Origin of the sequence: Azospirillum sp. TSH58, assembly GCF_003119115.1 — a bacterium.
GTDB lineage: Bacteria > Pseudomonadota > Alphaproteobacteria > Azospirillales > Azospirillaceae > Azospirillum.
Genome location: NZ_CP022369.1, coordinates 110,681 through 133,899 on the forward strand (window position 1 = coordinate 110,681; position 23,219 = coordinate 133,899).

21 protein-coding genes are annotated in these 23,219 nt (G+C 72.6%); 11 read left to right on the plus strand and 10 right to left on the minus strand.

Annotated features, from left to right (window positions below):
• Window positions 1-2: 2 nt before the first annotated feature.
• Genes TSH58p_RS30820 through TSH58p_RS30840 form a run of 5 tightly spaced genes read left to right on the plus strand, consistent with a single transcriptional unit; the run spans window position 3 to window position 5,611 of the window.
• Complete coding sequence (locus tag TSH58p_RS30820) at window positions 3-1,745, plus strand: hydantoinase B/oxoprolinase family protein (RefSeq protein WP_109069300.1); 1,743 nt, start codon at window positions 3-5, stop codon at window positions 1,743-1,745.
• Window positions 1,742-2,800 (plus strand): extracellular solute-binding protein, encoded by a 1,059-nt coding sequence (locus TSH58p_RS30825; protein ID WP_109069301.1) that lies wholly within the window; start codon window positions 1,742-1,744, stop codon window positions 2,798-2,800. Before TSH58p_RS30820 ends, TSH58p_RS30825 begins: the two co-directional genes overlap by 4 nt.
• Window positions 2,797-3,906: an ABC transporter ATP-binding protein gene (locus tag TSH58p_RS30830; RefSeq protein WP_109069302.1), complete on the plus strand. Its 1,110-nt coding sequence runs from the start codon at window positions 2,797-2,799 to the stop codon at window positions 3,904-3,906. Before TSH58p_RS30825 ends, TSH58p_RS30830 begins: the two co-directional genes overlap by 4 nt.
• The gene (locus TSH58p_RS30835; RefSeq protein ID WP_109069303.1) at window positions 3,903-4,754 is read left to right on the plus strand and encodes an ABC transporter permease; all 852 of its coding nucleotides are present in this window, start codon (window positions 3,903-3,905) and stop codon (window positions 4,752-4,754) included. Before TSH58p_RS30830 ends, TSH58p_RS30835 begins: the two co-directional genes overlap by 4 nt.
• Window positions 4,751-5,611 carry an ABC transporter permease gene (locus tag TSH58p_RS30840; RefSeq protein ID WP_204165735.1) on the plus strand — a complete coding sequence of 287 codons (861 nt, stop codon included), beginning with the start codon at window positions 4,751-4,753 and terminating at the stop codon, window positions 5,609-5,611. Before TSH58p_RS30835 ends, TSH58p_RS30840 begins: the two co-directional genes overlap by 4 nt.
• Window positions 5,612-5,625: 14 nt before the next feature.
• Here TSH58p_RS30840 and TSH58p_RS30845 read toward each other — a convergent pair whose 3' ends face one another.
• Window positions 5,626-6,498 (minus strand): IclR family transcriptional regulator, encoded by an 873-nt coding sequence (locus TSH58p_RS30845; protein ID WP_109069304.1) that lies wholly within the window; start codon window positions 6,496-6,498, stop codon window positions 5,626-5,628.
• A gap of 115 nt (window positions 6,499-6,613) precedes the next feature.
• Here TSH58p_RS30845 and TSH58p_RS30850 point away from each other — a divergent pair, with 115 nt between their 5' ends.
• Window positions 6,614-7,621 carry an ABC transporter substrate-binding protein gene (locus TSH58p_RS30850; protein WP_109069305.1) on the plus strand — a complete coding sequence of 336 codons (1,008 nt, stop codon included), beginning with the start codon at window positions 6,614-6,616 and terminating at the stop codon, window positions 7,619-7,621.
• Window positions 7,622-7,751: 130 nt separating this feature from the next.
• A complete protein-coding gene (locus TSH58p_RS30855) occupies window positions 7,752-7,988 on the plus strand; it encodes a helix-turn-helix domain-containing protein (RefSeq protein WP_109069306.1) in 237 nt (78 codons plus the stop codon).
• Window positions 7,989-7,996: 8 nt separating this feature from the next.
• Here TSH58p_RS30855 and TSH58p_RS30860 read toward each other — a convergent pair whose 3' ends face one another.
• On the minus strand, window positions 7,997-8,881 hold the full coding sequence (locus TSH58p_RS30860) for a LysR family transcriptional regulator (RefSeq protein WP_109069307.1): 885 nt from the start codon (window positions 8,879-8,881) through the stop codon (window positions 7,997-7,999).
• Between the two features lie 120 nt (window positions 8,882-9,001).
• Here TSH58p_RS30860 and TSH58p_RS30865 point away from each other — a divergent pair, with 120 nt between their 5' ends.
• A complete protein-coding gene (locus TSH58p_RS30865; RefSeq protein WP_109069308.1) occupies window positions 9,002-9,604 on the plus strand; it encodes a cysteine hydrolase family protein in 603 nt (200 codons plus the stop codon).
• A gap of 25 nt (window positions 9,605-9,629) precedes the next feature.
• Here the strand turns inward: TSH58p_RS30865 and TSH58p_RS30870 are convergent, their stop codons facing one another.
• On the minus strand, window positions 9,630-10,529 hold the full coding sequence (locus TSH58p_RS30870) for a LysR family transcriptional regulator (RefSeq protein WP_247873945.1): 900 nt from the start codon (window positions 10,527-10,529) through the stop codon (window positions 9,630-9,632).
• Window positions 10,530-10,925: 396 nt separating this feature from the next.
• On the opposite strand from TSH58p_RS30870, the gene TSH58p_RS30875 reads away from it, so the two are divergent.
• Together TSH58p_RS30875 and TSH58p_RS30880 are read left to right on the plus strand one after the other, a co-directional pair.
• Window positions 10,926-12,410, plus strand: a complete 1,485-nt coding sequence (locus tag TSH58p_RS30875; protein ID WP_109069309.1) for an aminotransferase class I/II-fold pyridoxal phosphate-dependent enzyme — start codon at window positions 10,926-10,928, stop codon at window positions 12,408-12,410.
• Window positions 12,411-12,419: 9 nt separating this feature from the next.
• Window positions 12,420-14,981, plus strand: coding sequence for an AMP-binding protein (locus TSH58p_RS30880; RefSeq protein ID WP_109069310.1), 2,562 nt, complete (start codon window positions 12,420-12,422; stop codon window positions 14,979-14,981).
• 139 nt (window positions 14,982-15,120) lie between these two features.
• On the opposite strand, the gene TSH58p_RS30885 is transcribed toward TSH58p_RS30880, so the two are convergent.
• The 6 genes from TSH58p_RS30885 to TSH58p_RS30910 are packed head-to-tail and all read right to left on the minus strand — an operon-like array spanning window position 15,121 to window position 22,083.
• Window positions 15,121-16,068 carry an ABC transporter ATP-binding protein gene (locus TSH58p_RS30885; RefSeq protein ID WP_109069311.1) on the minus strand — a complete coding sequence of 316 codons (948 nt, stop codon included), beginning with the start codon at window positions 16,066-16,068 and terminating at the stop codon, window positions 15,121-15,123.
• Window positions 16,065-17,075 carry an ABC transporter ATP-binding protein gene (locus tag TSH58p_RS30890; protein WP_109069312.1) on the minus strand — a complete coding sequence of 337 codons (1,011 nt, stop codon included), beginning with the start codon at window positions 17,073-17,075 and terminating at the stop codon, window positions 16,065-16,067. The genes TSH58p_RS30885 and TSH58p_RS30890 overlap by 4 nt, the downstream gene beginning before the upstream one ends.
• Entirely contained in the window at window positions 17,072-18,022 is a 951-nt protein-coding gene (locus TSH58p_RS30895) for an ABC transporter permease (RefSeq protein ID WP_199230086.1), read from the minus strand. Before TSH58p_RS30895 ends, TSH58p_RS30890 begins: the two co-directional genes overlap by 4 nt.
• The gene (locus TSH58p_RS30900) at window positions 18,019-19,002 is read right to left on the minus strand and encodes an ABC transporter permease (RefSeq protein WP_109069314.1); all 984 of its coding nucleotides are present in this window, start codon (window positions 19,000-19,002) and stop codon (window positions 18,019-18,021) included. The genes TSH58p_RS30895 and TSH58p_RS30900 overlap by 4 nt, the downstream gene beginning before the upstream one ends.
• Before the next feature lie 31 nt (window positions 19,003-19,033).
• Window positions 19,034-20,464 carry an amidase gene (locus TSH58p_RS30905; protein WP_109069315.1) on the minus strand — a complete coding sequence of 477 codons (1,431 nt, stop codon included), beginning with the start codon at window positions 20,462-20,464 and terminating at the stop codon, window positions 19,034-19,036.
• Between the two features lie 11 nt (window positions 20,465-20,475).
• A complete protein-coding gene (locus tag TSH58p_RS30910; RefSeq protein ID WP_109069316.1) occupies window positions 20,476-22,083 on the minus strand; it encodes an ABC transporter substrate-binding protein in 1,608 nt (535 codons plus the stop codon).
• On the opposite strand from TSH58p_RS30910, the gene TSH58p_RS33465 reads away from it, so the two are divergent.
• The gene (locus TSH58p_RS33465; RefSeq protein WP_158282580.1) at window positions 22,082-22,279 is read left to right on the plus strand and encodes a hypothetical protein; all 198 of its coding nucleotides are present in this window, start codon (window positions 22,082-22,084) and stop codon (window positions 22,277-22,279) included. The two genes, TSH58p_RS30910 and TSH58p_RS33465, sit on opposite strands and share 2 nt — an antisense overlap.
• A gap of 202 nt (window positions 22,280-22,481) precedes the next feature.
• Here TSH58p_RS33465 and TSH58p_RS30915 read toward each other — a convergent pair whose 3' ends face one another.
• Window positions 22,482-23,207: an RraA family protein gene (locus tag TSH58p_RS30915; RefSeq protein ID WP_247873947.1), complete on the minus strand. Its 726-nt coding sequence runs from the start codon at window positions 23,205-23,207 to the stop codon at window positions 22,482-22,484.
• Window positions 23,208-23,219 lie beyond the last annotated feature (12 nt).

Here is a 23,219-nt window from a genome sequence, read left to right on the forward strand (position 1 = left end):
CCATGCCCGATTCAGCCTCCCCCACACACATCGCCCCCGACCCCATCGCCCCGGACCCCATCGCCATGGAGGTCTTCTCCAACCGGCTGCTGTCCATCGTGGAGGAGATGGGACACACGCTGATCCGCTCCTCCTTCTCCACCAACATCAAGGAGCGCAAGGACTGCTCGGTGGCGATGTTCGACGCCGCCGGGCGGCTGATCGCCCAGGCGTCGCACGTCCCGCTGCATCTCGGCTCGCTGGCCGGCGGCGTGCGGGCAGTGCTGGCGCGCTACCCGCTGGAGGCGATGCGGCCCGGCGACGCCTTCATCGGCAACGACGCCTATCTGGCCGGCGGCACCCACGCGCCGGACATCGGCATCGTGACGCCGGTCTTCGTCGAGGGCCGGGTGCGCTTCCTTGCCGCCAACTGCGGCCACCATTCCGACGTCGGCGGCAGCGTGCCGGGATCGACCTCCCACACCGCGCGCAGCGTGTTCGAGGAGGGCATCCGCCTGCCGGTCCTGCGCATCCGGCGCGGCGGCGAGATCGACACCGACCTGCTGGAGATGATCGCCCACAACACCCGCGACTTCGAGGAGCGGGTGCTCGACCTCAAGGTCCAGATCGCCACCAACGACCGCGGGGCGGCGCTGATGACCGAGCTGGCCGGGCGGATGGGAATGGCGGCGGTGGAGCGGGCGATCGACGATCTGCTGGCCTACACCGCGCGCCGCCTGCGCCGCCGCATCGCCGAGACCGGCGACAACCAGGGCAGCTTCACCACCTGGCTGGACGACGACGGCTACGGCGGCGACCCGGTGCCGGTGCGGGCCACCGTGACCATCCGGGGGGAGCGGCTGACGGTGGATTTCACCGGCTCCGGCCCCGAGGCGCGCGGCAGCTTCAACATGCCGCGCAACGCGCTGGAGGCCAGCGTCTACTACGCCGTCAAGGCGATGCTCGACCCCGAGCTGATGCCCAACCAGGGCATGGTCGAGGCGATCGGCATCACCGCGCCGGAGGGCACCATCACCAACCCGCGCTTCCCCGCCGCCGTCGGGTCGCGGGCCAACACGGCGCAGCGGGTCGCCGGGGCCGTGGTCGGCGCCTTCTGCCGTTTCCTGCCGCCGGAGCGGCGGGTGGCCTCGGGCAACGACGTGATGTCCACCATCGTCTTCTCCGGCCCGGCCCGGCGCGGCGGCCACCGCTTCGTCTACATCGAGACGGTGGGCGGCGGGGCCGGGGCGCAGCCCGACGCCGACGGCACCGACGGCACCCACGTCCACGTCACCAACACCTCCAACCTGCCGGCGGAGGCGCTGGAGCGCGAATACCCGCTGCTGGTCGAGGAGTACGCGCTGGTGCCCGACAGCGGCGGCGCCGGGGAATTCCGCGGCGGCATGGGCATCGCCCGGCAGATCCGCTCGCTGGACGACCGGGTGGTCTGCCACGCCCGGCTGGACGGCGCCCGCCGCGGCCCGGCGGGGCTGGAGGGAGGGCGGCCCGGCGGGCTGAGCCGGGTCGTTCTGGACCATGGCCGGCTGGAGGAGACGGCGGCCCCGCCGAAGATCGTCAACCACCCGCTGGCCGCCGGGCGCTCCCTGCGCATCGAGACGCCGGGCGCCGGCGGCTACGGCCCGCCGGAACGGCGCCGGACGGAGCGCGTCGCCCGCGACCTCGCCGACGGCCGGATCACCCCCGCCGCCGCCCTGGCCGACTACGGCCACGCCGAATCCACGTCCACCGGAGGGTTCCGATCATGACCATCACGCGCCGCGCGGTGACGCGCGGTCTTGCCGGGCTGGCGCTGGCCGCCCCCTTCGTCCGCTCCGCCGCCGCGCAGGAGCGGACCGTCACGCTGGCCTCCTTCAGCGGCGTGTTCCAGGAGAACTACCGCGCCGCGGTGGTCGAGCCCTTCAAGGCCGCCCATCCCGGCATCGCCGTGGAGTATGTCGGGCTGCGCAACTCGGCGGAGACGCTGGGCACCCTGCGCGCCCAGCGCAACGCGCCGCAGACCGACGTGGTGCTGCTCGACATGATCTCGGCGAAGGCGGCGAGCGCGGAGGGGCTGTTCGAACCGATCCCCCGCGATTCCCTGCCGTCGCTGGCCGACCTCGACCCCGGCGCCTTCCTGCCGGGGGTCGCCGGGCCGGCGGCCAGCGCCGACCATCTGGTGCTGCTCCACGCGCCGGACCGGGTGAGCCCCGCCCCGACCTCCTGGCGCGACCTGTGGCGGGAGGAGAACCGGCGCCGCATCGCCTTCGCCGGCGTGCCGGACCTGGCCGGCGTGGCGCTGGTGCTGATCGCCAACCGGCTGGCCGGGCAGGACGACTACCGGCAGGGCGTTGAGAAGGGGATCGCGCTGGTCGGCGACCTCGCCCCCAACGTGCTGTCCTTCGATCCGAAGCCCGACGCCTACGCCTTCATCGTCAACGGCACGGCGGCGCTGGGGCTCGGCTGGAACGGCCGCGCCCAGCTCTACGCCCGCCAGTCGCCGGGCCGCATCGCCTCGCTGGTGCCGGCGGAGGGCTCGGTGGCGATCAAGCACAGCATCAACCTCGTCCAGGGCGCGCCGCAGCGCGAGGCGGCGCGGCTGTTCATCGACTACGCGCTGGGGGCGCAGGCGCAGGGGGCGGTCGCCGACCGGCTGTTCCTGTCGCCGATGAACCGCCGGGCGGTAGTGGCCGAGGCGACGCGCGACCGCATCGTGCGACCCGAGCAGACCGCTGATTGGCTGCCCGTGGACTGGCTGGAGTTGGGACCGCTGCGCGAGCGCATCCACGAGGCGTGGCGCCGCGGCGTGATCGCCCGCGGATGAGCGCGCCCCAAACCCTCGTTCCCTTGGCCCTGGACCGGCTGGCGAAGCGCTACGGCGCCGCAGCGCCCGCCCTGGAGGCGCTGTCGTTGGACGTCGCGGGCGGGGAGCTGCTCGGCCTGATCGGCCCGTCCGGCTGCGGCAAGACGACGGCGCTGCGCCTGATCGCCGGGCTGACCCCGGCCAGCGGCGGGCGGGTGCTGGTCGGCGGGCGGGACATCACCGCCCTGCCCGCCCACGCCCGCGGCATCGGCCTGGTGTTCCAGAACTACGCGCTGTTCCCGCACATGACGGTGGCGGACAACGTGGCCTTCGGCCTGCGCATGCGCGGCCTGCCGGCGGCGGAGCGGCGCGCCCGCACGGCGGAGGCGCTGGCGATGGTGCGGCTGTCCCATCTCGGCGGACGCAAGCCGCGCGCGCTGTCCGGCGGCCAGCAGCAGCGCGTGGCGCTGGCGCGCGCCCTGGCGATCCGGCCGACCCTGCTCCTGCTGGACGAGCCGCTGTCCAACCTGGACGCCGGGCTGCGGGCGGAGCTTCTGGCCGAGATCCGGGCGCTCCAGCGGCGGCTCGGCATCACCGCCCTGTTCGTCACCCACGACCAGGGGGAGGCGCTGGCCGTCTGCGACCGCATCGCCGTGCTGCGCGACGGCCGGCTGGAGCAGGTCGGCACCCCGCGGGAGGTCCACGACCGTCCGGCCAGCGGTTTCGTTGCCGGCTTCGTCGGGCGGACCAACCGCATCCCGGCGGAACGGCTGGCCGGCGGCGCGCTGCGCGTCGGCGGAACCCTGCTGCCGGTGGCATCGGACGGTCCCGCCGGGCCGGTCGCCCTGTTCGTCCGCCCGCACCGCATCCGTGTCGGAGCGGCCGGATGCGCGGGCGGCCTTCCGGCTGTGCTGCGCGGCACGGCCTTCCTCGGCGACCGCATCGCCCTGTCGCTGGAGGTCGGCGGCGTGCCCGTCACGGTGGACTGGCCGGTGGAGGCCGCCCCTCCGGCGCCGGGGGCGGCCCTGGCGCCGGCCCTGGCGCCGGGGGAAACCGTGGCGCTGTCCTGGGACCCCGCCGACATGGCGGTCTTCGCCGCGACCGGCCCGGCGGACGCTCCACCATGACCGCTCCCCGCCCCCTGTCCCTGGCCGGGCTGGTCCTTCCGGCGCTGGCCGTCAACCTGCTGGCCTTCCTGTGGCCGATGCTGACGCTCGCCGGCTACGCCTTCCGCGAGGGGGCCGCCGGGGGCGTGGTCGGCGACGGCTGGACCCTGGCGAGCTGGGGCAAGGTGCTGGGCGACGGCTGGTACGCCGCGGTGGCGCTGCGCACGGCGGGGCTGGCGGCCGGGGTGGCGGCGCTGTGCCTGCTCGCCTCCTATCCGCTCGCCCTGTTCATCCACCGCAGCCCGCCGCCCTGGCGCAACCGGCTGGTGGTGGTCTGCGTGGCGCCGCTGCTGCTGTCCGCGGTGGTGCGCACCTACGGCTGGATTCTCATCCTGGGCGACCGGGGATTCCTGCCCGGCCTGCTGCGCCCGCTGGGGATCGAGCCGCCGCCGCTGGTCTTCAACACGACCGGGGTGGTGATCGGGCTGGTCGAGATCCTGATGCCCTACATGATCCTGTCGCTTCTGGCCGGTTTCGGGCGCGTCCTGCCGGAGTACGAGGAGGCCGCCGCCAGCCTGGGCGCGCCGCCCCTCGCGGTGTTCCGGCACGTCGTGCTGCCGCTGAGCGCGCCGGGGGCGCTGCTCGGCCTGCTGCTGACCTTCGTGCTGACGGTCGGCAGCTTCGTGACGCCGAAGCTGCTGGGCGGCGGGCGGGTGCCGCTGGTCGCGACCGAGATCCAGGACCAGGCGGCGGTGACCCTGGACTGGCCGGTGGCGGCGGTGCTGTCGCTGCTGACCCTGCTGCTGTTCGGCGCGCTGGTCGCCGCCTATGGCGCCGTCGCCCGGCGGATCGAGGAGGCGGCGCGATGACGGGCGCAGTGACAGGGGCGGTGACCGGCTCGATCCTGCGGGTCCTGCACGGGCTGCTGGTTGCGGCGCTGGCGGCCTTCCTGCTGGCGCCGGTCCTGCTGGTCTTTCCCATGTCGCTGTCGGCGGACGCCGACCTGTCCTGGCCGCCCTCGGGCTGGAGCCTGCGCTGGTACGCCGCCCTGCTGGCGGACGACGCGATGATCGCGGCGCTCGGCAACAGCCTGCTGCTGGCGGCGGCGGTGACCGCGCTGGCCCTGCTGATCGCCTTTCCCGCGGCGCTGGCCCTGGCGCGCGGGCGGCTGGCGGCGCTGGCCGTGCTGCTGACCCTGCCGCTTCTGCTGCCCTCCATCGTGCTCGGGCTGGCGCTGCTGGTCCTGTTCGTCCGGCTGGGGCTGGTGGGAAGCTGGCCGGGCATGGCCGTGGCCCATCTGCTGATCACCCTGCCCTACGCGCTGCGGGTGCTGGAGACGGCGCTGCGCGCCCTTCCCCCCGGCGTGGAGGAGGCCGCGGCCAGCCTGGGCGCCCGCCCGGCGGCGGTGGCGCTGCGCATCACCCTGCCGCTGGTGGCACCCGGCCTCGCCGCCGCCGCCATCCTGGTCTTCCTGGTGTCCTTCGACGAGGTGGTGGTCTCGCTGTTCGTCGCCGGGCCGCGGCTGACCACCCTGCCGGTCGCGCTCTACCGCCATGTGGAGAGCCGCAGCGACCCGCTGGTGGCGGCGGTGGCGGCCCTGCTGGTGCTGGGCACGCTGGCTCTGGTGATCGCCCTGGAGCGGCTGGTCGGGCTGCGCCGCGCGCTTGGCGAGAAGGCGGAGGGCGGCAAGGCGGAGGGCGATAAGGCGGAGGGGGGTGGCCCGTGAGGGGACCGAACCGCCTACTTGCGCCGCCCCGCCGGGCGCCGGGCGCCGGGCACATCTCCGGACGCGGCGGTGATGTCGCCGATCAGCACCGACAGCTCGGCGGCCATGTCGCGCAGCATCGGCCCGACCTCCGCCCGGATCTTCGCCTCGGTGAAGTCGGTCGCCGCCCCGGCGCAGCCGAGCAGATACACGGTCCGGCGGCCCGGCACGCGCAGCGGCACCGACACGCCGTTGATGAGCGCCTGCGACGTCCCGCAATTCACCACGAAGCCGTCGCGGGCGTAATCGGCCATGGCGCGGGCGATGTCCTCCAGCAGCCGGGGACCGCCCTCCTGCTCCGCCACCTTCAGCTCGGCCAGCAGCTTCGCCCGCTCCTTCTCCGTCAGGGCGGCGAGGTGCGCCCAGCCGATGGCGGAGCGCGACAGCGACACGGTGGAGCCCGCCGACAGGTTCAGCGTCAGCATGGTTTCCGCCTGCCAGCGCTGGAGCAGCAGCACGCCGTCCCGCTCGCGCAGGCCGAGGGAGGCCGCCCCGCCGAACCGCTCGGCGATGCGGCGCAGGTAGGGGTTCACCGCGTCGGCGAAGCCCAGGTTGCCGAGCGCCGCGAAGCCGAGCGCCAGGACCGCCGGACCGACCGACAGCTTCCGGCTGGCGGGGTCGGACAGCAGATAGCCGCATTCGATCAGCGTGTGGCTGAGCCGCCAGACGCTGGGCTGCGGCAGGCCGGTCATGGCGGCGATCTCCACCGTCGTCAGCTCCCGCCGGTTCAGCGAGAAGCAGCGCAGGATCTCCAGCCCGCGGGCGAGCGCCGTGACGAACTGCCGGTCCTTGGCGCCGTCCTCCTGCGCCTCGCCCTCTTTCGGTTCCCTGGCGGCGGCCTTCGGCATGCTCTCTCCCCGGCGGCGGTGGCTTCGCTGGCGCCGATGACTACTGCCCGAATTCACTATTTGCAATGCAAACATCGTTCGTCCGTCCGACGGCTTATCCAACGGAGTTCCGGCCATGGTTTCTCGTCGTCTCTTCCTCGGCGGAGCAGCCGCCGCCCTCGCCACCCCTCTTGCCGCGGCCAGGGGCGAAGCGCCGCGACGGCTGCGCATCGGGACGCTGCGCCCCATCTCCTCCGCCCCGCTGTTCCTGGCGCACGACCTCGGCTATTTCGCGGAGGCCGGGTTCGAGCCGGAACTGGTCTTCTTCGACGCCGCCCAGCCCATCGCGGTCGCGGCGGCGGGGGGTGACATCGACATCGGCTGCTGCGCCTTCACCGGCGGGCTGTTCAATCTGGCGGGCAAGCGGGCGCTGACCGTGGTCGCCGGCGGCAGCCCGGAGGCGCCGGGCTTCCCGCTGGTCGGCTATCTGGCCGGACGGGCCGCCTTCGAGTCCGGGCTGACCAGCCTGCGCGACTTTCCCGGCCGGTCGGTGGCGATCACCCAGGTCGGGTCCAGCTACCACTACTCCCTGCATCTGCTGGCGCGGAAATACGGCTTCGACCTGGGGACGGTCCGGCTCCAGCCCTTGCAGAGCCTGTCCAACATGACCTCCGCCCTGACCGGCGGGCGGGTCGACGCGGCGCTGCTGCCGACCACCATCCTGCCCGATCTGGTGCGGTCGGGAGCCGCCCATCTGCTCGGCTGGGTGGGGGACGAGACGCCCTGGCAGATGTGCGGGGTCTTCGTGTCCCAGCGGGTGGCCGCCGACCGCGCCCTGGCGGCGCGCATCCTCCAGGTCTACCGGCGCGGCTGCGAGACCTATGCGGGAACCCTGCTGGCCGCGCGGGTGAACGGCACCGCCCCCATCGACGCCGCCACCCGCCCCCTGCTGGAGGTGCTGGCCCGCCACTCGCGCCAGCCGGTGGAGCGGATCGCCGAGACGCTGCCCTTCATCCGCGCCGACGGCAAGCTGATCCTCGACAGCGTGCAGGACCAGATCGACTGGATGGCCGCCACCGGGCTGGTGTCCGAGCGCTATCCGGTCCGCAGCATCGTGGACGCCGATTTCGGTTACATCGCCTGACCGCCGCTAAATTAAACTAATAAATAATGTTGTTTGTCAGCAAATCACACTTTTTATGGAAGAGGAGAGCGGGATCGCCTATCCTTGCGGCACAGCCTTCCGTTTCCATCGCCAGCCGGGTGTATCCAGCATGCTCGACATCGGAAGAAAGTTGCAGGATCTGCGCGAGGCGCACGGCCTGTCACAGCGCGCCCTGGCGCGCCGGGCGGGCATCAGCAACGCCTTGATCTCGCTGATCGAGAAGGAGAAGACCAGCCCGTCCGTCGCGTCGCTGAAGAAGATCCTCGACAGCTTCCCCGTCGAACTGTCCGACTTCTTCGCGCCGCGCCCGGACGCGCCGCCCAAGACCGGCGCGCCGCGGAAGTAACCGTCCCCTCAACCGGCCGGTGCGGGGCCGGCGGCGAACTCCGCGGCGAACTCCGCCGTGAACAGCGCGACCAGATGCTCGATCACCGCCCGGACCCGCGGCACGTCGCGCAGGTCCGGGTGCAGCACCAGCCACCCCTCGCGCTCCAGCGGCGGGGCGTCGCAGGGCACCGGCAGCAGGTCCGGCTCCCCCGCCGCCAGCCAGTAGGGCAGCAGCGCCACCCCGAATCCCGCCTTCGCCGCCGCGAGCTGGGTCTGCAGGCTGTTGGAGCGGAAGGCGACGCGGCGCCCGGCCATGTGGCGGGCCAGCCAGACCGCCTCCGGCAGGTCGGCCAGAGCCTCGTCGTAGCCGATCACCGTGTCGGGCGCCCCGGCGGCCGCGAACAGGCCGTAGCCCATGGTGGCGAGCCGCCGCGCGATCAGGTCGCCGCGCTGCGGCCGGGCGAGCCGGATGGCGATGTCGGCCTCCCGCCGCGCGAGGCTGAGCGAGCGGTTGTCCACCGTCACCTCCAGGTCGATTCCCGGATGGCGGGCGCGGAACGGCCCCAGCCGCGGCATCAGGAAACGGTCGGCCAAAGCCTGGGTGGTGGTCAGCCGGACGGTGCCGGTCAGCCCGGCCTCCCGCCCGCCCTGGCTCGACACCTGGCGCAGGATGGCCAGCGCCCGCTCGTCCATCCCGTCGGCCAGCGCGAAGACCGCCTCGCCGTCGGCGGTCAGGCTGTAACCGTCGGCCCGCCGATCCACCAGACTGCGGCCCAGCCCCTCCTCCAGCGCGGCGACCCGGCGCCCGACCGTCGCGTGGCTGATCCGCAGCGCGCGGGCCGCCGCCGACAGGCTGCCGGTGCGGGCCAGCTCCAGGAAGATGCGCAGATCGTCCCAGTTCAGGGTGCCCATCTGTTTCGGGGTGCCTGTCTGTTTATGAACAGTCATTGCGCAAACCTATCGAATGTCCGGCCAAAAGCACACAGGGCACACTGCGCCCCGACCCTTCCTTTTTCCGGAGCCGCAACCACCATGAGCGCCACCCCGAAGACCCTGCTCGCCCTCGCCGGAGCCCCCGCCACGCCGAGCCCGCTCGACTCCGCCGTGCTGGTGCTGATCGACGCCCAGCGCGAATACACCGAGGGCGCCCTTCCCCTGGTCGGGGTGGAGGCCGCGGTGGCCGAGGCCGCGCGTCTGCTGGAACTGGCGCGCAAGGCCGGTACCCCGGTCTTCCACATCGTCCACCACGGCAAGCCCGGCGGCGCCCTGTTCAACCCGGAAGGCCCGCTGTCCGGCATTGTCGCCCCGCTGATCCCGCTGGACGGCGAGACGGTGGTGGTGAAGCACCTGCCCAACGCCTTCGCCGGGACGGACCTCGACGCCCTGATCCGCGCCACCGGGCGCAAGGAGCTGATCGTCGCCGGCTTCCAGACCCACATGTGCGTCAGCAGCACGGTGCGCGCCGCCCTCGACCTCGGCTGGCGGACCACGGTCGTGGACGCGGCCAGCGCCACCCGCGACCTCCCCGACGGGGCCGGCGGCGTGATCCCGGCCGAGGCGCTGCACCGCGCCAACCTCGCCGCCCTGGCCGACCGCTTCGCCGTGGTGGTCAAGGACAGCCGCGCCTGGGCGTAAGGACGGCGCGAGGCGGGTTGGCGGGTCATGGCGGGTCCTGCCACAGGGTCTCCTTCCACACGGCCCGCACCGCCGCCCGCAGGGCCTGGAGCGCCGGCTCGCCCTCCTTGTCCAGCGGCAGGATCAGATGGAGGTGGCTGCGCAGGGCCTCGCCGGGCCACAGCGCCACCTCCCCCGCCGCCGCCGCCGCCAGCGCCTGCTCCTCGCGCAGCAGGGCGAGGCCCAGCCCTTCGGTCACCAGCCCCTTCAGGGCGCTTTCCTGATCGACCTCGATGATCGTGCCGGGGGCGACGCCGTTCCGGGCGAAGGCCCGCGCGGCGATCAGGTGGAAGCTGCAGCGCGGCGGCGTACCGACCCAGGGCAGGGCGGCCAGATCGCTCCAGCCCGCCCCGGCCAGCCGGTCCCGCCAGCCAGCCGGCCCGACGACGCGCAGCCGCACTGGCGCCACCGGCAGATGGCGCAGCGCCCGGTCGGGCCGCTCCTCCAGCACGAAGCCGGCGTCCAGGCGCCCGTCCTGCACCTGATCCGCCACGTCGGCGGACAGGTGGTGCGACACCCGCAGGCGCAGCCGGGGGTGCGTGGCCAGCAGGGTGGACAGCAGCGTCCCCAGCCGCAACGCCGCCGGATCGCTGGCGATGCCCAGGGCGAGCGGCCCGGCGGCGTCGCCCTGCAGGCCGCGGGCGCGGTTGACCAGCGTCTTGGCGGCGTCGAGCGTGCGCTCCGCCTCCTCCAGCAGGATCAGCCCCTCGCGGGTCAACTGCATGCCCTTGGCCGTGCGTTCGAACAGCACGGTGCCAAGCTCCTCCTCCAGCAGCTTGATGTGCCCGCTGACCGCCGGCTGGCTGAGCAGCAGGATCTGCGCGCTTCGGGTCAGGCTGCCCTCGCGCGCCACGGTCGCGAAGGTCTTCAAATGGTGCAGTTCCATGAGCGTTCCGCCGTCCGGCTTGCCCTCCCCCCGGCACGGTCGCCGGGACAGCATCATACGATACCGCAAGTGTCTTTGCACAAGATTCAGCCATCCCGCGGCGTTAAGAATATTTTACAGCCATCGACGACAATCAATGACTCAAACATACAGAGTATTTACGCGAACACTCGGCGATGATTTGTTTTCATCATTATTTAAAAACACATTCGTATGGATCGGCTCACCCATCAATTTCTGCGATATTGGGGCTCGGAATTATTTATTGGACAGTGGTCGGGCCTTCGACTGAATTCTCTATCGGATCACTGCGTAAATATATTCAAACAACATGCAGGATCGGTGCTTCACACGGACGCCTTCCCAGTGGAGGCCGCCACCACGAGCGAGTTCCCAATGTCAGACCCTGCCGGCCAACGCCCGCCAACTCAAAAGTCCCCCGCCCGAAACGCCTACGGGCCTCCGGCCATCCCGGAAACACCGCTCGCCGACGCCCTGCTGGCGGCCGCCGGGAGCACCCGCGCGTCGTTCCACGCGCTGCCGGTCAGCCGGCGCGGCTCCATCCGGGAGTCGGCCTTCGCCGATGCCTACGACGCCCTGTTCGGGCGCGGCCTGTTCAGCGAGGCGACGATCACCGCCCCGCCGCTCGACAGCTTCTTCTTCCCGCACCGCTCGCTGGCCCGCGCGGAGGAGCTGGCGGCGCTCGCCTTCGGAGCGACGGGCACGCTGTTCGTCACCGCCGGGACGACCACCGCCAACCTGATCGCGCTGGAAGCCCTGATCACCCGCCCCGACGTCCGGGTGCTGGCCGACAAGGGCACCCACCAGTCGATCCATTTCGCCCTGTCCGACAAGCACGCGGCGGTGCACTACATCGAGCCGCGCGTCTTCTGCGAGCATTCGGAACGCGCGGCCCTGTCCCTGCCCGCGCTTCTGGAGCAGGCCGCGGCGGCGGAGCGCGCGGGCGCGCCCTACGAGCTTCTGGTGCTGAACGGCCAGTCCTACGACGGCGTCGTCTACGACATCCGGGCCATCCTCACCGCCCTGGCGGAGGCCAGCCCGTCGCTGACCACCGTCTTCGTGGACGAGGCGTGGGGCGCCTGGAGCTACTTCCACGAGACGACGCGTGGGCGCACCGCCCTGCACGCCCGCGCCGCCGACCCGGCGCTGGAGCGCTTCACGGTCGTCGCCACCCACTCCGCCCACAAGTCGCTGAGCGCGCTGCGCCAGGGCTCGCTGATCCATTTCAGCGGCGATCCGGAGCTGGCGGAACGGCTGCGGCTCGGCCGCTACCGCCACCACACCACCTCGCCCAGCTACCCGATCCTCGCCTCGCTCGACCTCGCCCGCGCCCAGATGGAACTGGAGGGGCGGGATCTGGTCGAACGCTCGCTGCGGCTCGCCCGGCGGGTGAGCGAGACGGTGGCCGGCGACCCGGCGCTGAGCGCCTTCTCGGTCAACGCCCCCGCCGTGCCGGACGCCTTCGCCGGCCACGCCGCCATCGACCCGACCAAGCTGTCGCTGAAGGTTTCCGGCCTGCCCATCGACGCGCCGGAGCTGCGCGAGCGGCTGTACAGCCGGCACGGCCTCTACGTGAACCGCTGCACCCGGACCTCGCTGCTGCTGAACCTGCACATCGGCATCGGCGAGGAGGAGGTGGAGGTCCTGCTCGACACCCTGCGCGCGATCCAGCGCGAGCTGTCGCCCACTGTGGAGAAGACCGAGGAGAAGCGGGTGTCCACCTCCTTCATCATCCCCTACCCGCCGGGCGTGCCGATCATCGTCCCCGGCGAGGAGATCGGCGGCGACACGCTGCGCCGGATCGAAGCGATCCGATCCGCCGGCGCCCGCATCTACACCATCGAACACCGCCCACGCTGAGAGACGACCATGATTCCCCTGTCCCGAATCGAGGAAATCGCCGCCTCGCGCGCCGATCTGGCGGCCATCGTCGCCGGTGCCGAGACCCTGAGCTGGCGCCAGTACGCCGACGCCGTGCGCGACGCGGCGGAAGGGCTGGCCGGCGCCGTCGCGCTGGACGAGCTGCGCACCGTCGCCTTCCTGTCGCACAACCGCGCGGAGCTGGTGGTCGCCGCCTCCGCCGCCGCCACGCTGAAGACGACGTTGTGCGGCCTCGACTATTCCCTGTCGCAGGCCGCCCTGGCGGAGCTGCTGGAGCGCATCGAGGCCGACCTGCTGATCGTCTCCTCCGGCTTCCTGGCCGACCGCGGCATCAACGTCCGCACGCTGGCGGCGGGCCGCGCGGTGATCGATCTCGACAGCCGGCTGCCCGGCGCCACGCCCTACGCCGCCTTCGCCGGGCTGGCCGCCGGGCGGCGCACGCCGAACGCTCCGGCCCGGCCGTTCCGCGCCATCTCCTTCACCTCCGGCACCTCCGGCACGCCGAAGCCGGTGATCCGCACCGCCTCCTTCGACGCGCGGCGCTTCGCCTATTTCACGGCGCGCTACGGCTTCTCCTCCGCCGACCGTCACCTCGCCACCATCCCGCTCTACCACGCGGCGGGCGGCGGCTGGGCGCGGCTGTTCCTCCAGCTCGGCGCGACGCTGGTGCTGGCCCCGCCCGACGACCCGCTGGAGGCCGCCGAACTGATCCGCCGGGAGTGGATCACCTCCAGCACCATGACCCCGCCGATCCTGTCGGGCGTGCTGCGCGAGGTCGCCCGCGGCCGGGCGCGCGTCACGCCCAACCAGCTCCGCTTTGTCCTGGTCGGCGGCAAGCATTTCCCCGCCCCGGCCAAGCAGGAGGCGCTGCAGGTGCTGGGTCCGGTCGTCTACGAGTATTACGGCACCACCGAGACCGGGGTGAACACCATCGCCGAGCCGGCGGACCTGCTGACCCACCCGGCCAGCGTCGGGCGCGTCTATGACGGCAACCGCATCCTGATCCTCGACCCGGAGCGCAAGCCGGTGCCGGCGGGAATCGTCGGGTCGGTGGCCATCGCCAGCTACATGAACATGGACACTTATCTCGGCGCCCCGGCCAACCGGGTGCAGATCGACGGGGAGCGCTACCTGATCACGTCGGAGGCCGGCTATCTGGACGAGGACGGGCGGCTCTACCTGCTCAACCGTTCGCAGGGGGCGGACAGCGTGAATCTCTACGCGCTGGAGAACGCCATCCGCCACATCCGCGGAGTGGAGGACGTGGCGCTGCTGCGCCGGTCCGGGGCCGGACCGGTGGCGGTGGACTGCGCGGTGGTGCTGAAGGCGTCCGCCGGGGCCGGAGCCGCCGACGAGGTGCGGGCCCGCGCCGCCGAGATCCTGCGGCGCGAGCGGATCGCCCTGGCGCGCTTCGAGCCGCTCGACCAGATTCCCTACAGCCCGTCCGGCAAGGTCCGCGCGGCGGCGCTGGAGGAGGCCATCGGCCGCGCCGGGGAGGAGGCCGCCAAGTCCGGTTTGGGCAAGCCGGCGGCCGGCAAGGCGGCCGTTGCCCCGAAGGCGCGGACCGGCGGCACGGTGGACGGCGTGCTGCTGGGCATCGCGCTGCTGGCGCTGACCGCCATCTCCTGGGGTGGCATGTTCCCGGTGGCCAAGGCGGCCCTGGCGAGCATCGACGGCTTCTACCTGACCCTGCTGCGCTACGGCTTCGCCTCGCTGATCCTGATCGGCATCCTGGTCCGGGTGGAGGGCTGGCGGGCGCTGGCGACGGAGGGCCACGGCGGCAAGCTGTTCTTCTACGGCTCCATGGGCTTCGCCGGCTTCAGCATCCTGGCCTTCGTCGGTCTGGCCCAGTCCAAGGCGGAGCATGGCGCGATCATCATGGCGCTGATGCCGCTGATCACCGCGCTGCTGACCTGGGCCATCAAGGGGGTGCGTCCGAACCGGGTGACCTTCCTGTGCATCGCGGCGGCGCTGGCCGGGGTGGCGCTGGTGGTGACGCGCGGCAGCCTGTCGGCGCTGGACGGCGGCGCCCTGCTGCCCGATCTGCTGATCCTGGGCGGGGCGGCGAGCTGGGTCGTCTACACGCTGGGCGCGGCCACGGTGCCGGGCTGGTCGCCGCTGCGCTACACGACGGTCAGCGCGGCGCTGGGCACCGTCACCATCGCCGCCGTGACGGCGCTGGCCACCGCGGCGGGGTTGGTCGCCGTGCCGTCGCTGGAGACGGTGTGGTCGGTGCGGGCGGAGATCGCCTATCTGGTGCTGATCGCGGCGGTTCTGGCGGTGTTCAGCTGGAACATCGGGATCAAGCTGCTGGGGCCGGTGAACGGGGTGCTGTTCATCAACCTCGTGCCGATCACCGCCTTCGCCATCGGGCTGGCCCAGGGCCGGGCGTTCGGCGACGTGGAACTGGCCGGCGCCGGGCTGACCATCGGCGCGCTCGTGGTGAACAACCTGAACAGCCGCGGCTTCTTCCGCTTCCGCCGGGCGGAGCGGGCGGTGGGTGGCGGTGGCGCGCTGACGCCGGTAGCGGTCGGTGCCGGGGGGCGGTAAGTCCTTGCCCCCTCCCTGACCCTCCCCCGCTTCGCGAGGGAGGGGATAAAACTCCCTCTCCTGCGAAGCGGGGGAGGGAAGGGGCCCGCGGCGAAGCCGTGGGAAGGGTGGGGGCAACCGCTCCACCCGCCCGAACCACTCACCCCGCCAGAAGACAGGCCACCCGATGCCCCTCCCCCACCCCGCGCAACGCCGGCACCGCGCGCCCGCAGTCCGGCACCGCCATGGGGCAGCGCGGGTGGAAGGGGCAGCCCTCGGGGCGCTGCGCCAGGGACGGCGCCTCGCCGCGCGCCGGCACGGCTCCCTCCGGCAGGGCGCTTCGGGAATCGGCCAGAAGGGCCTGGGTGTAGGGGTGGCGCGGGCGGTCGAACAGGGCGTCCACCGGCCCCTCCTCGACCACGCGGCCGAGATACATGACCACCACCCGGTCGCAGATGTGGCCGACCACCGACAGGTCGTGGCTGATGAACAGGATCGCCAGACCGCCCTGGTCGCGCAGGTCGAGGAACAGGTTGAGGATGCCCGCGCGCACCGACACGTCGAGCGCGGTCACCGGCTCGTCGCAGACCAGCAGGTCGGGCCGCACGGCCAGCGCGCGGGCGATGCCGATGCGCTGGCGCTGCCCGCCGCTGAAGCGGTGGGGGTGGTTGCGGCGCAGCGCCGGGTCGAGACCGACGCGCAGCAGCTGCGCCGCCACATGGTCGGCCAGCGCAGCGCGCGGCACCAGCCGGTGGAAGCGCACCGCCTCCCCGACGATCTCCTCGACGGTGAAGCGCGGGTTCAGGCTGGCGTGGGGGTTCTGGAAGACCATCTGGACGCGCAGCCGGGCGGCCCGCGCCTCGGCGGCGGGCCGTTCGGCGAGATCCTGCCCATCGATCAGCACGCGGCCGGCACTGGGCGGCAGGAGCCCGGCGGCGATCCGCGCCACGGTCGATTTCCCGCAGCCCGATTCCCCGACCAGCCCGACGAGTTCCCCCCGCCGCACCGCCAGATCCACCCCGTCCACGGCGCGCAGGACGGCGCCCCGCCGCCCCGGAATGGGAAACAGCCGCGAGACGCCGCGCAGCTCGGCCAGGGGCGGGCTCATCGCGGCCCCTCCGGACCGGGATTCAGGCAACGCACGCCGCCCCGCCCGTCCACCCGCCCCCGCCAGGGCGGGTCGGCGGCGCAGGCCGGCACGGCGGCAGCGCAGCGCGGGCGGAAGGCGCAGCCCGCCGGGCGGCCGGACAGCGTCGGCGGCAGGCCGGGAATCGGCGTCAGCCGGCTGCCCCGCGGCCCCCGCGGCAGGCTGGCAAGCAGCCCGGCGGTGTAGGGGTGGGCCGGGCGGAACAGCAGCTCTCCCGCCGGAGCCTGCTCGACGATGCGGCCCGCGTACATCACGGCGATCTCGTCGGAAAGCTGTTCGGCCACCGACAGGTCGTGGGTGATCCACAGCACCGCCGTCCGCCCGCCCCCACCGGACGCTCCCCCGGCCAGCCCGCGGATCTCCCGCAGGATCTGCGCCTGGATAGTGGCGTCGAGCGCGGTGGTCGGCTCGTCGGCGATGATCAGGTCCGGCTCGTGCAGCAGCGCGATGGCGATCGCCACCCGCTGGCGCAGGCCGCCGGACAGCTCGTGCGGGTGGGCGTCCAGCCGCTCCTCCGGCCCCGGCACGCCGACCCGGCCCAGCGCGTCGCGCGCCCGCCGCCGCGCCTCGGCCCGGCCGACGCGGGCGTGGGCCAGCACGGTCTCGACGATCTGGGCGCCGATGGTCAGCACGGGATTCAGCGTCATCATCGGGTCCTGGAAGATCATGGCGATGCGGTTGCCGCGCAGGCGGCGCAGTTCCCGCTCCGGCAGGCCGGCCAGCTCCCGACCGGCGAAGCGGATCGAGCCGCCGGCCACCCGCGCCGGCGGGTCGAGCAGCCCCATGATGGAGAAGGCGGTGGCCGACTTGCCCGACCCGGACTCGCCGACCAGACCCAGGATGCGCCCGCGGCCGAGGGAGAAGCTCACCCCGTCCAGAACGTTCAGGGGCACGTTCAGCGCGCCCCGGCGCGCGGGAAGCTCGGTGCGCAGGCCGCGCACCTCCAGCAACGGGAGGGTGGCGGTCATTGGCCGAGCCTCGGGTTCAGGGCGTCGCGGAAGCGGTCGCCGGCCAGGTTGATCGCGGCCATCAGCAGCAGCAGGGCCACGCCGGGGTAAAGGCTGATCCAGGTCTCCCCGGACAGCACATACTGCCGCCCGTTGGCGATCAACAGGCCGAGCGACGGCTCGGTCACCGGCACGCCGAGGCCGAGGAAGCTCAGCGTCGCCTCCAGCGCGATGGCGCGGGCGATCTGGGTCGTGGCGATCACCACCAGCGACGGCAGGCAGTTCGGCAGGACGTGGCGCAGCAGAATCCACCAGGAGGGCAGGACGAGTCCGCGCGCCGCCTCCACATACTCCGCCTTCAGCTCCACCAGCGCCGCCGAGCGGGCGGCACGGGCGTAATAGGCCCATTCGACCAGCACCAGCGCCAGCAGCACGTTGCCGGTGCCGCGGCCGAGGAAGGCGATCACCATCAGCGCGATCAGGATGGAGGGACAGGACAGTTGCAGATCGGCCAGCCGCATCAGCGCCGCGTCGCCGCGCCCGCCCCCCTGGGCTCGGGAATGGGCGGCGGCCAGCCCGACCAGCGTGCCGAGCGCGCCGGCGACCACCGCCGAGCCGATGCCGACCAGCAGGCTCAGCCGCAGCCCGAACAGGATGGCCGACAGCATGTCGCGCCCCTGGTCGTCGGTGCCCAGCCAGTAGGTGCCGACCAGCGCCCCCTCCGCCCCTGGCGGCAGCCGCCCGTCGAGCAGGTCAAGCTGGGTCAGGTCGAAGGGGTTCTGCGGCGCGATCCAGGGGGCCAGAACGGCGGCGGCCACCAGCAGAAGGACGACGGCGAGGCTGCCCAGCGCCACCCGCGAGGCGGCGAAGTCCCGCCACAGGACGCCCATTGGTGATAAGGGCGGCGACGGGGACGGTTCGGCGACGGAATGGGCGGGCGGTGGACCGTCTTCGGCAAGGCTGCTCATGCTCCGCTCCCCGCCCCGGCGGTGCCGACGCGCGGGTCGAGCAGCCGGTAGAGGATGTCGGCGAGCAGGTTCACCGCGACGAACAGCAGGACCACCGCGACCAGATAGGCGACGATCACCGGCCGGTCGAGCACATGGATGCTCTCCACCATCAGCCGCCCCATGCCGGGCCAGGCGAAGATGCTCTCCGTCACCATGGAGAAGGCGACGGTGGAGCAGAACTCCAGCCCGATCACCGTGACGATGGGAATCAGGATGGCGCGCAGGATGTGCACGCCGATCACCCGCGACGGGGCCAGCCCCCGCGCGCGGGCGAAGCGGACGTAATCGAGATGCACCACCTCCCGCACCCCGGCGCGGGTCAGCCGCAGGATCAGCGCCAGCTTGAACAGGGCGAGGTTGGCGGCGGGCAGGATCAGATGGGCCAGACCGTCGGCGGTCAGGAAGGACCAGCCCACCCCCAGCACCGCCACCGTCTCCCCCCGCCCCGAGCTGGGCAGCCAGCCGAGCCGCACCGAGAAGCCGATCACCAGCATCAGCCCGACCCAGAAGCCGGGCAGGCTCAGCCCGACCACGCTGCCCGCCATGATGAGACGCGCCGCCGCCGCGCGCGGACGCAGCCCGGCGTAGAGGCCGAGGCCGATCCCCAGCCCGGCGGCCAGGACCAGGGCGGCCAGCGACAGCTCCAGCGTCGCCGGTAGCCGCTCGACGACCAGCGCCAGGGCCGGCTGGTTGTAGATGAAGCTGCGCCCCAGATCACCCTGGAGCGCACGCGCCACGAACAGCAGATACTGCCGCCACAGCGGCTGGTCCAGGCCGAAGGACGCGGCGATGCGCGCCCGCTCCGCCGCGTCGGCCTCGGGCGGAACCAGGATGTCCACCGGGTTGCCCGCGACATGAAGGCCGACGAAGACGATCACCGTCATCGCCAGCACCACCAGGGCGGCCTGCGCCGACCGCCGCACCAGCCAACCGGCCATCGAACCCGTCATCGAACCCGTCATCGGGCGCCTACGCCGGAAGCGACGGGTACAGGCCGGCCCAGGGCCGGGCGCGCTCGATCTGCGCGGCGAGCTGGAGCACCCGCCCGTCCTCGCCCAGCGGGGCGGCGATCTGCACGCCGACCGGCAGCCCGTCCGCGAGCGCGAAGGGCACGCTGGCCGCCGGGATGCCGGCGCTGTTGTAGACGGAGGTGAAGGCGCTGTAGCGGCGCAGCGTCTCGTAATAGCCGTCGAGATCCGTGCTCTGCATGTCCACCGTTCCGATGGGCAGCGGCGGGGCGGCGAAGGTCGGGGTCAGCAGCACGTCGTAACCCTGGAAGAAGCGGCCGAACAGGCGCGACAGGCCGTGGATCGTCCAGATGGACCGGGCGAGGTCGGCGCCGGTGTAGTTCGCGGACTCCCCGGCCCACAGGCGGGTGATCGGCTCCAGCTCGTCCGGCTCGATGGGCCGGCCCAGCGCCTCTTCGCGGGCGCGCAGGACGTTGGCGATGTTGGAGGCGACGATGATGCGCGTCGTCCGCTTCAGCGCGGCGCCGTCCACGCCGGGGCTGGCCTCCTCCACCCGGTGGCCGAGCGATTCGAGAAGCGCCGCCGCGTCGGTCACCGCCTTGGCGGCGGCGGGATCGACGGCGCGCCCCTCATGGTCCACGGTCTGGAAGGCGACGCGCAGCGGCGCTGGATCGCGCTCCACGAGGTCGAGGTAGCGCCCGTCGAAGCGCGGCGCGGCGTAGGGATCGCCCGGCTCCGGCCCGTGGGTGGCGTCGAGCAGGGCGGCGCTGTCGCGCACCGACCGGGTGATGGCGTGGTGCACCGACAGGCCGTTCCAGCCCTCCCCCAGGTCGGGGCCGAAGGGGTTGCGCCCGCGCGTCGGCTTCAGCCCGAAGGTGCCGGTGTTGGAGGAGGGGATGCGGATGGAGCCACCCCCGTCGGTGGCGTGGGCCGCCGGGACGATGCCCGCCGCCACCGCCGCCGCCGCCCCGCCGGAGGAGCCGCCGACGCTGCGCTCCACATTCCACGGGTTGCGGGTGGGGCCGAACAGGGCGGGTGCGGTCTCGCAGGCCAGCCCGAGTTCCGCGGTGTTGGTGAAGCCGAACAGCACCAGCCCGGCGGCTCGGTAGCGCGCCGTGATGGTGGAATCCTTGACCGCCCGGTGGTCGCGCCACAGGCGGCTGCCGTTGCTGGTGCGCCGGCCGAGCACCTGGATGTTCAGATCCTTCAGCAGGAAGGGCACGCCGGCCAGCGGCTCCTCCCCCGTCAGGCCGCGGGCCTGGGCGAAGGCCTCCTCGGCGAACCGGTCGACCACGGCGTTGATCAGCGGGTTGACCGCCTCCAGCCGGGCCAGGGCGGATTCCAGAAGCTCGACCGGGGACACCTCGCGGCGCCGGACGAGGGCGGCGAGGCCCACCGCGTCGTGGGCCTGATAGTCGGAAAACAGGGACATGGCGGGATTCCTCAGACCGGCTCGGCGAAGACGGCGTTGGTGTGGCCGAAGGCGTTGCCGGGAACGAAGCGCACGTAGCCCTTGCGCCCCGCCCAGTTGAAGCGCGGGTAGAAGACCGGGATGACGCCCACGTCCTCCTCCAGCGCGGCCAGCGCGTCGCGGATGCGGGCGACCCGCCGTTCGGCGTCGAAGTCGCCGAGTGCCGCCAGCAGCGGGGCGTCCAGCTTGGGGTTCGAATAGCGCTGGCGGTTGAAGGGACCGGCCCCGGTGTCCTGGTTCTTGGTCAGCACCACCTGCCGCAGCAGCTCCGCGCTGTTGGTGGTGGCGTAGGTGGTCAGGAACAGGGCGAACTCCCGGTTGGTGGCGCGGGAGAAGAAGGTGGCGATGGGCAGCGTCTCCACCTTGGTCTCCACCCCGATGCGCGAGAAGCCCTGGGCGATGGCCTGGAGCACCGCGACGTCGCCGGTGAAGAAGCCGCTCGGCCCGTGGATGGTCAGCCCGAAGCCGTCGGGATAGCCGGCCTCCGCCAGCAGCCGCTTGGCGCGGGCGACATCCACGGCGATGGGCGCGCGGTTGGGCAGCCGGTCCGGGGCGGGCGGCGGGGCGAACTGGTCGGCGGGCGTGCCCTGGCCGAGCAGCAGCCGTTCCACGATGCCCTTGCGGTCGATGGCCAGCGACAGCGCCTGGCGCACCCGCACGTCCTTCAACGGGTTGCGGTCCAGCGGCCGGCCGGCGCGGTCGGTGACGAAGGGCGCCTGATCGCGGCTGGTGTCGGGGAACAGATAGGCGCTGGTCGCGCTGGCGACGCTGAAGATCTCCACCTTCCTGTCGGCGGTCAGATGGGCCACGTCCTGCACCGGCACGCCGTCGATCAGGTCGAGGTCGCCCGACAGCAGCCCGGCGACGCGCGCCCCGGCATCGGGGATGAAGCGGGTGCGGATGTGGCTCCAGCCCGGCGTCCGGCCCCAATAGGCGGGGTTGGGCTCCAGCTCGATCTGCTGGCCGACGGTGAAGCCGGCGTAGCGGAAGGCGCCGGTGCCGACGGCCAGCTTGCCGGAGGTGAAATCCGCCGTCTCGGCGCCGGCGTGGAGCTTGCGCGACAGGATGTAGAGGTTCGTGAAGTCGCGGTCGAGGAAGGGGTTCGGCGTCTTGCTGCGGATGCGGAAGGTGCGGTCGTCGACGACCTCCACCGCCGCGACGTTGCGCACGTAGGGCACGAAGGAGCCGGGGCTGTTCGGGACGTTGGGCACCCGCTCGATGGTGAAGGCGATGTCGTCCGGCGTCAGCGGCGTGCCGTCGTGGAAGCGGATTCCCGGACGCAGCTTGAATTCCCAGGTGGTCTCGTCCAGCGCCCGCCAGGATTCGGCCAGCAGGGGGCGCAGCGTTCCCGTCGCGTCCTCGGTCACCAGCGGGTCGAAGATCTGCCGCAGGGTCTGGTTGTTGGTCGGCGACTGGTAGAAATGGGGGTCCAGCGAGTTCGGGGCCGAGATCGCCCCGATGGAGAGCGGGCGGGCGCCGGAGGAGGCCGCGGGGTTGCTCTGGGCGAAGGCGGCGGTGCGGGTGAAGGCGGCGGCGGGCACCAGCCCGGCCATCGCACCCAGGAAGGTACGGCGATCCATGAGTCTCTCCACGGCAGGGGTGACGGGACCGCCGGCGGCGTCCAATCACCAAATTATTTCGCTAAATCATTTTTATTCATCCTATTTGCTTGTTGAGTTCGCGCAATCGTCCAAAATTGAACAGCGTTTGTGCTCGGATGAACATGCGCATGCAGGCATCTGGGCAGAAACGCGCAGCGCCGGACAGGGCGGATAAGGCCCCGTTCCGGCGCGCGACCACCTCATTATTCGTCACCCCCCGCGAAAGCGGGGGTCCAGGAAACTCCGCAGATAAGCACTTGAACGTGCTGGATTCCCGCCTTCGCGAGGGTGACGGGTTGAGTGACGTTTTTCCGTTTCGGCTGGCGCCGGTGCAGCCCCCTTTCAGAAGAGGGGGCTGAGAGCCCCCTATCCCACCCCTACACCGGAACGATGTCGGCCCCGCTTTCGGTGAAGGCCAGCCGGTAGCCGCTCTTCGCCAGAATCCCGGCGCCGAACAGGTCCCAGGTGGTGGCGCCGCCGGCGCGGAACCGGCTGCGGAACTCCTCCTCCTTCGCCTCCTTCTCGCGCGAGACGCGGGCCACCTCGTCGAGATCGGCCAGCGGAATCACCACCACGCCGTCGTCGTCGCCGATGATCAGGTCGCCGGGCTCGACCCGGATTCCCCCCACCTCGACCGCCTGGGCGAGCGGGCCGAGCCGCGCCTTGTCGCCGCGCGACCGCAGGCTGACCCCGCTCGCGAAGACCGGAAGGTCCAGCTTGCGCAGCTCCGCGGCGTCGCGGACGGCACCGTCGATCACCACGCCGCCCAAACCGCGGGTAAGCGCCGCCGTCGCCATGGTGTCGCCGAAGGACGCGCCGTCGACGAAGCCGCCGGCCGAATAGACGATCACGTCGCCGGGGCGGGCGAAGGAGATGGCCGCATGGGCGGTCAGGTTGTCGCCCGGCTGCCCCTGCGCGGGAAAGGCCGGCCCCAGGATGCGGAAGCCGGGCCGCAGCGGCTTGATGACGGAATCGAGCGCGCCGCGCCGGCCCTGCGCCTCGTGCGCGGTGGCGGCGGTCACCCCCTGAAAGGCCGCGATCTGGGCCGGGGTGGGGCGGGGAAAGTCGAAGTCGGCTCGCTTGGTATCGGGTCGGCTGGTCATGCTCGGTCGGTC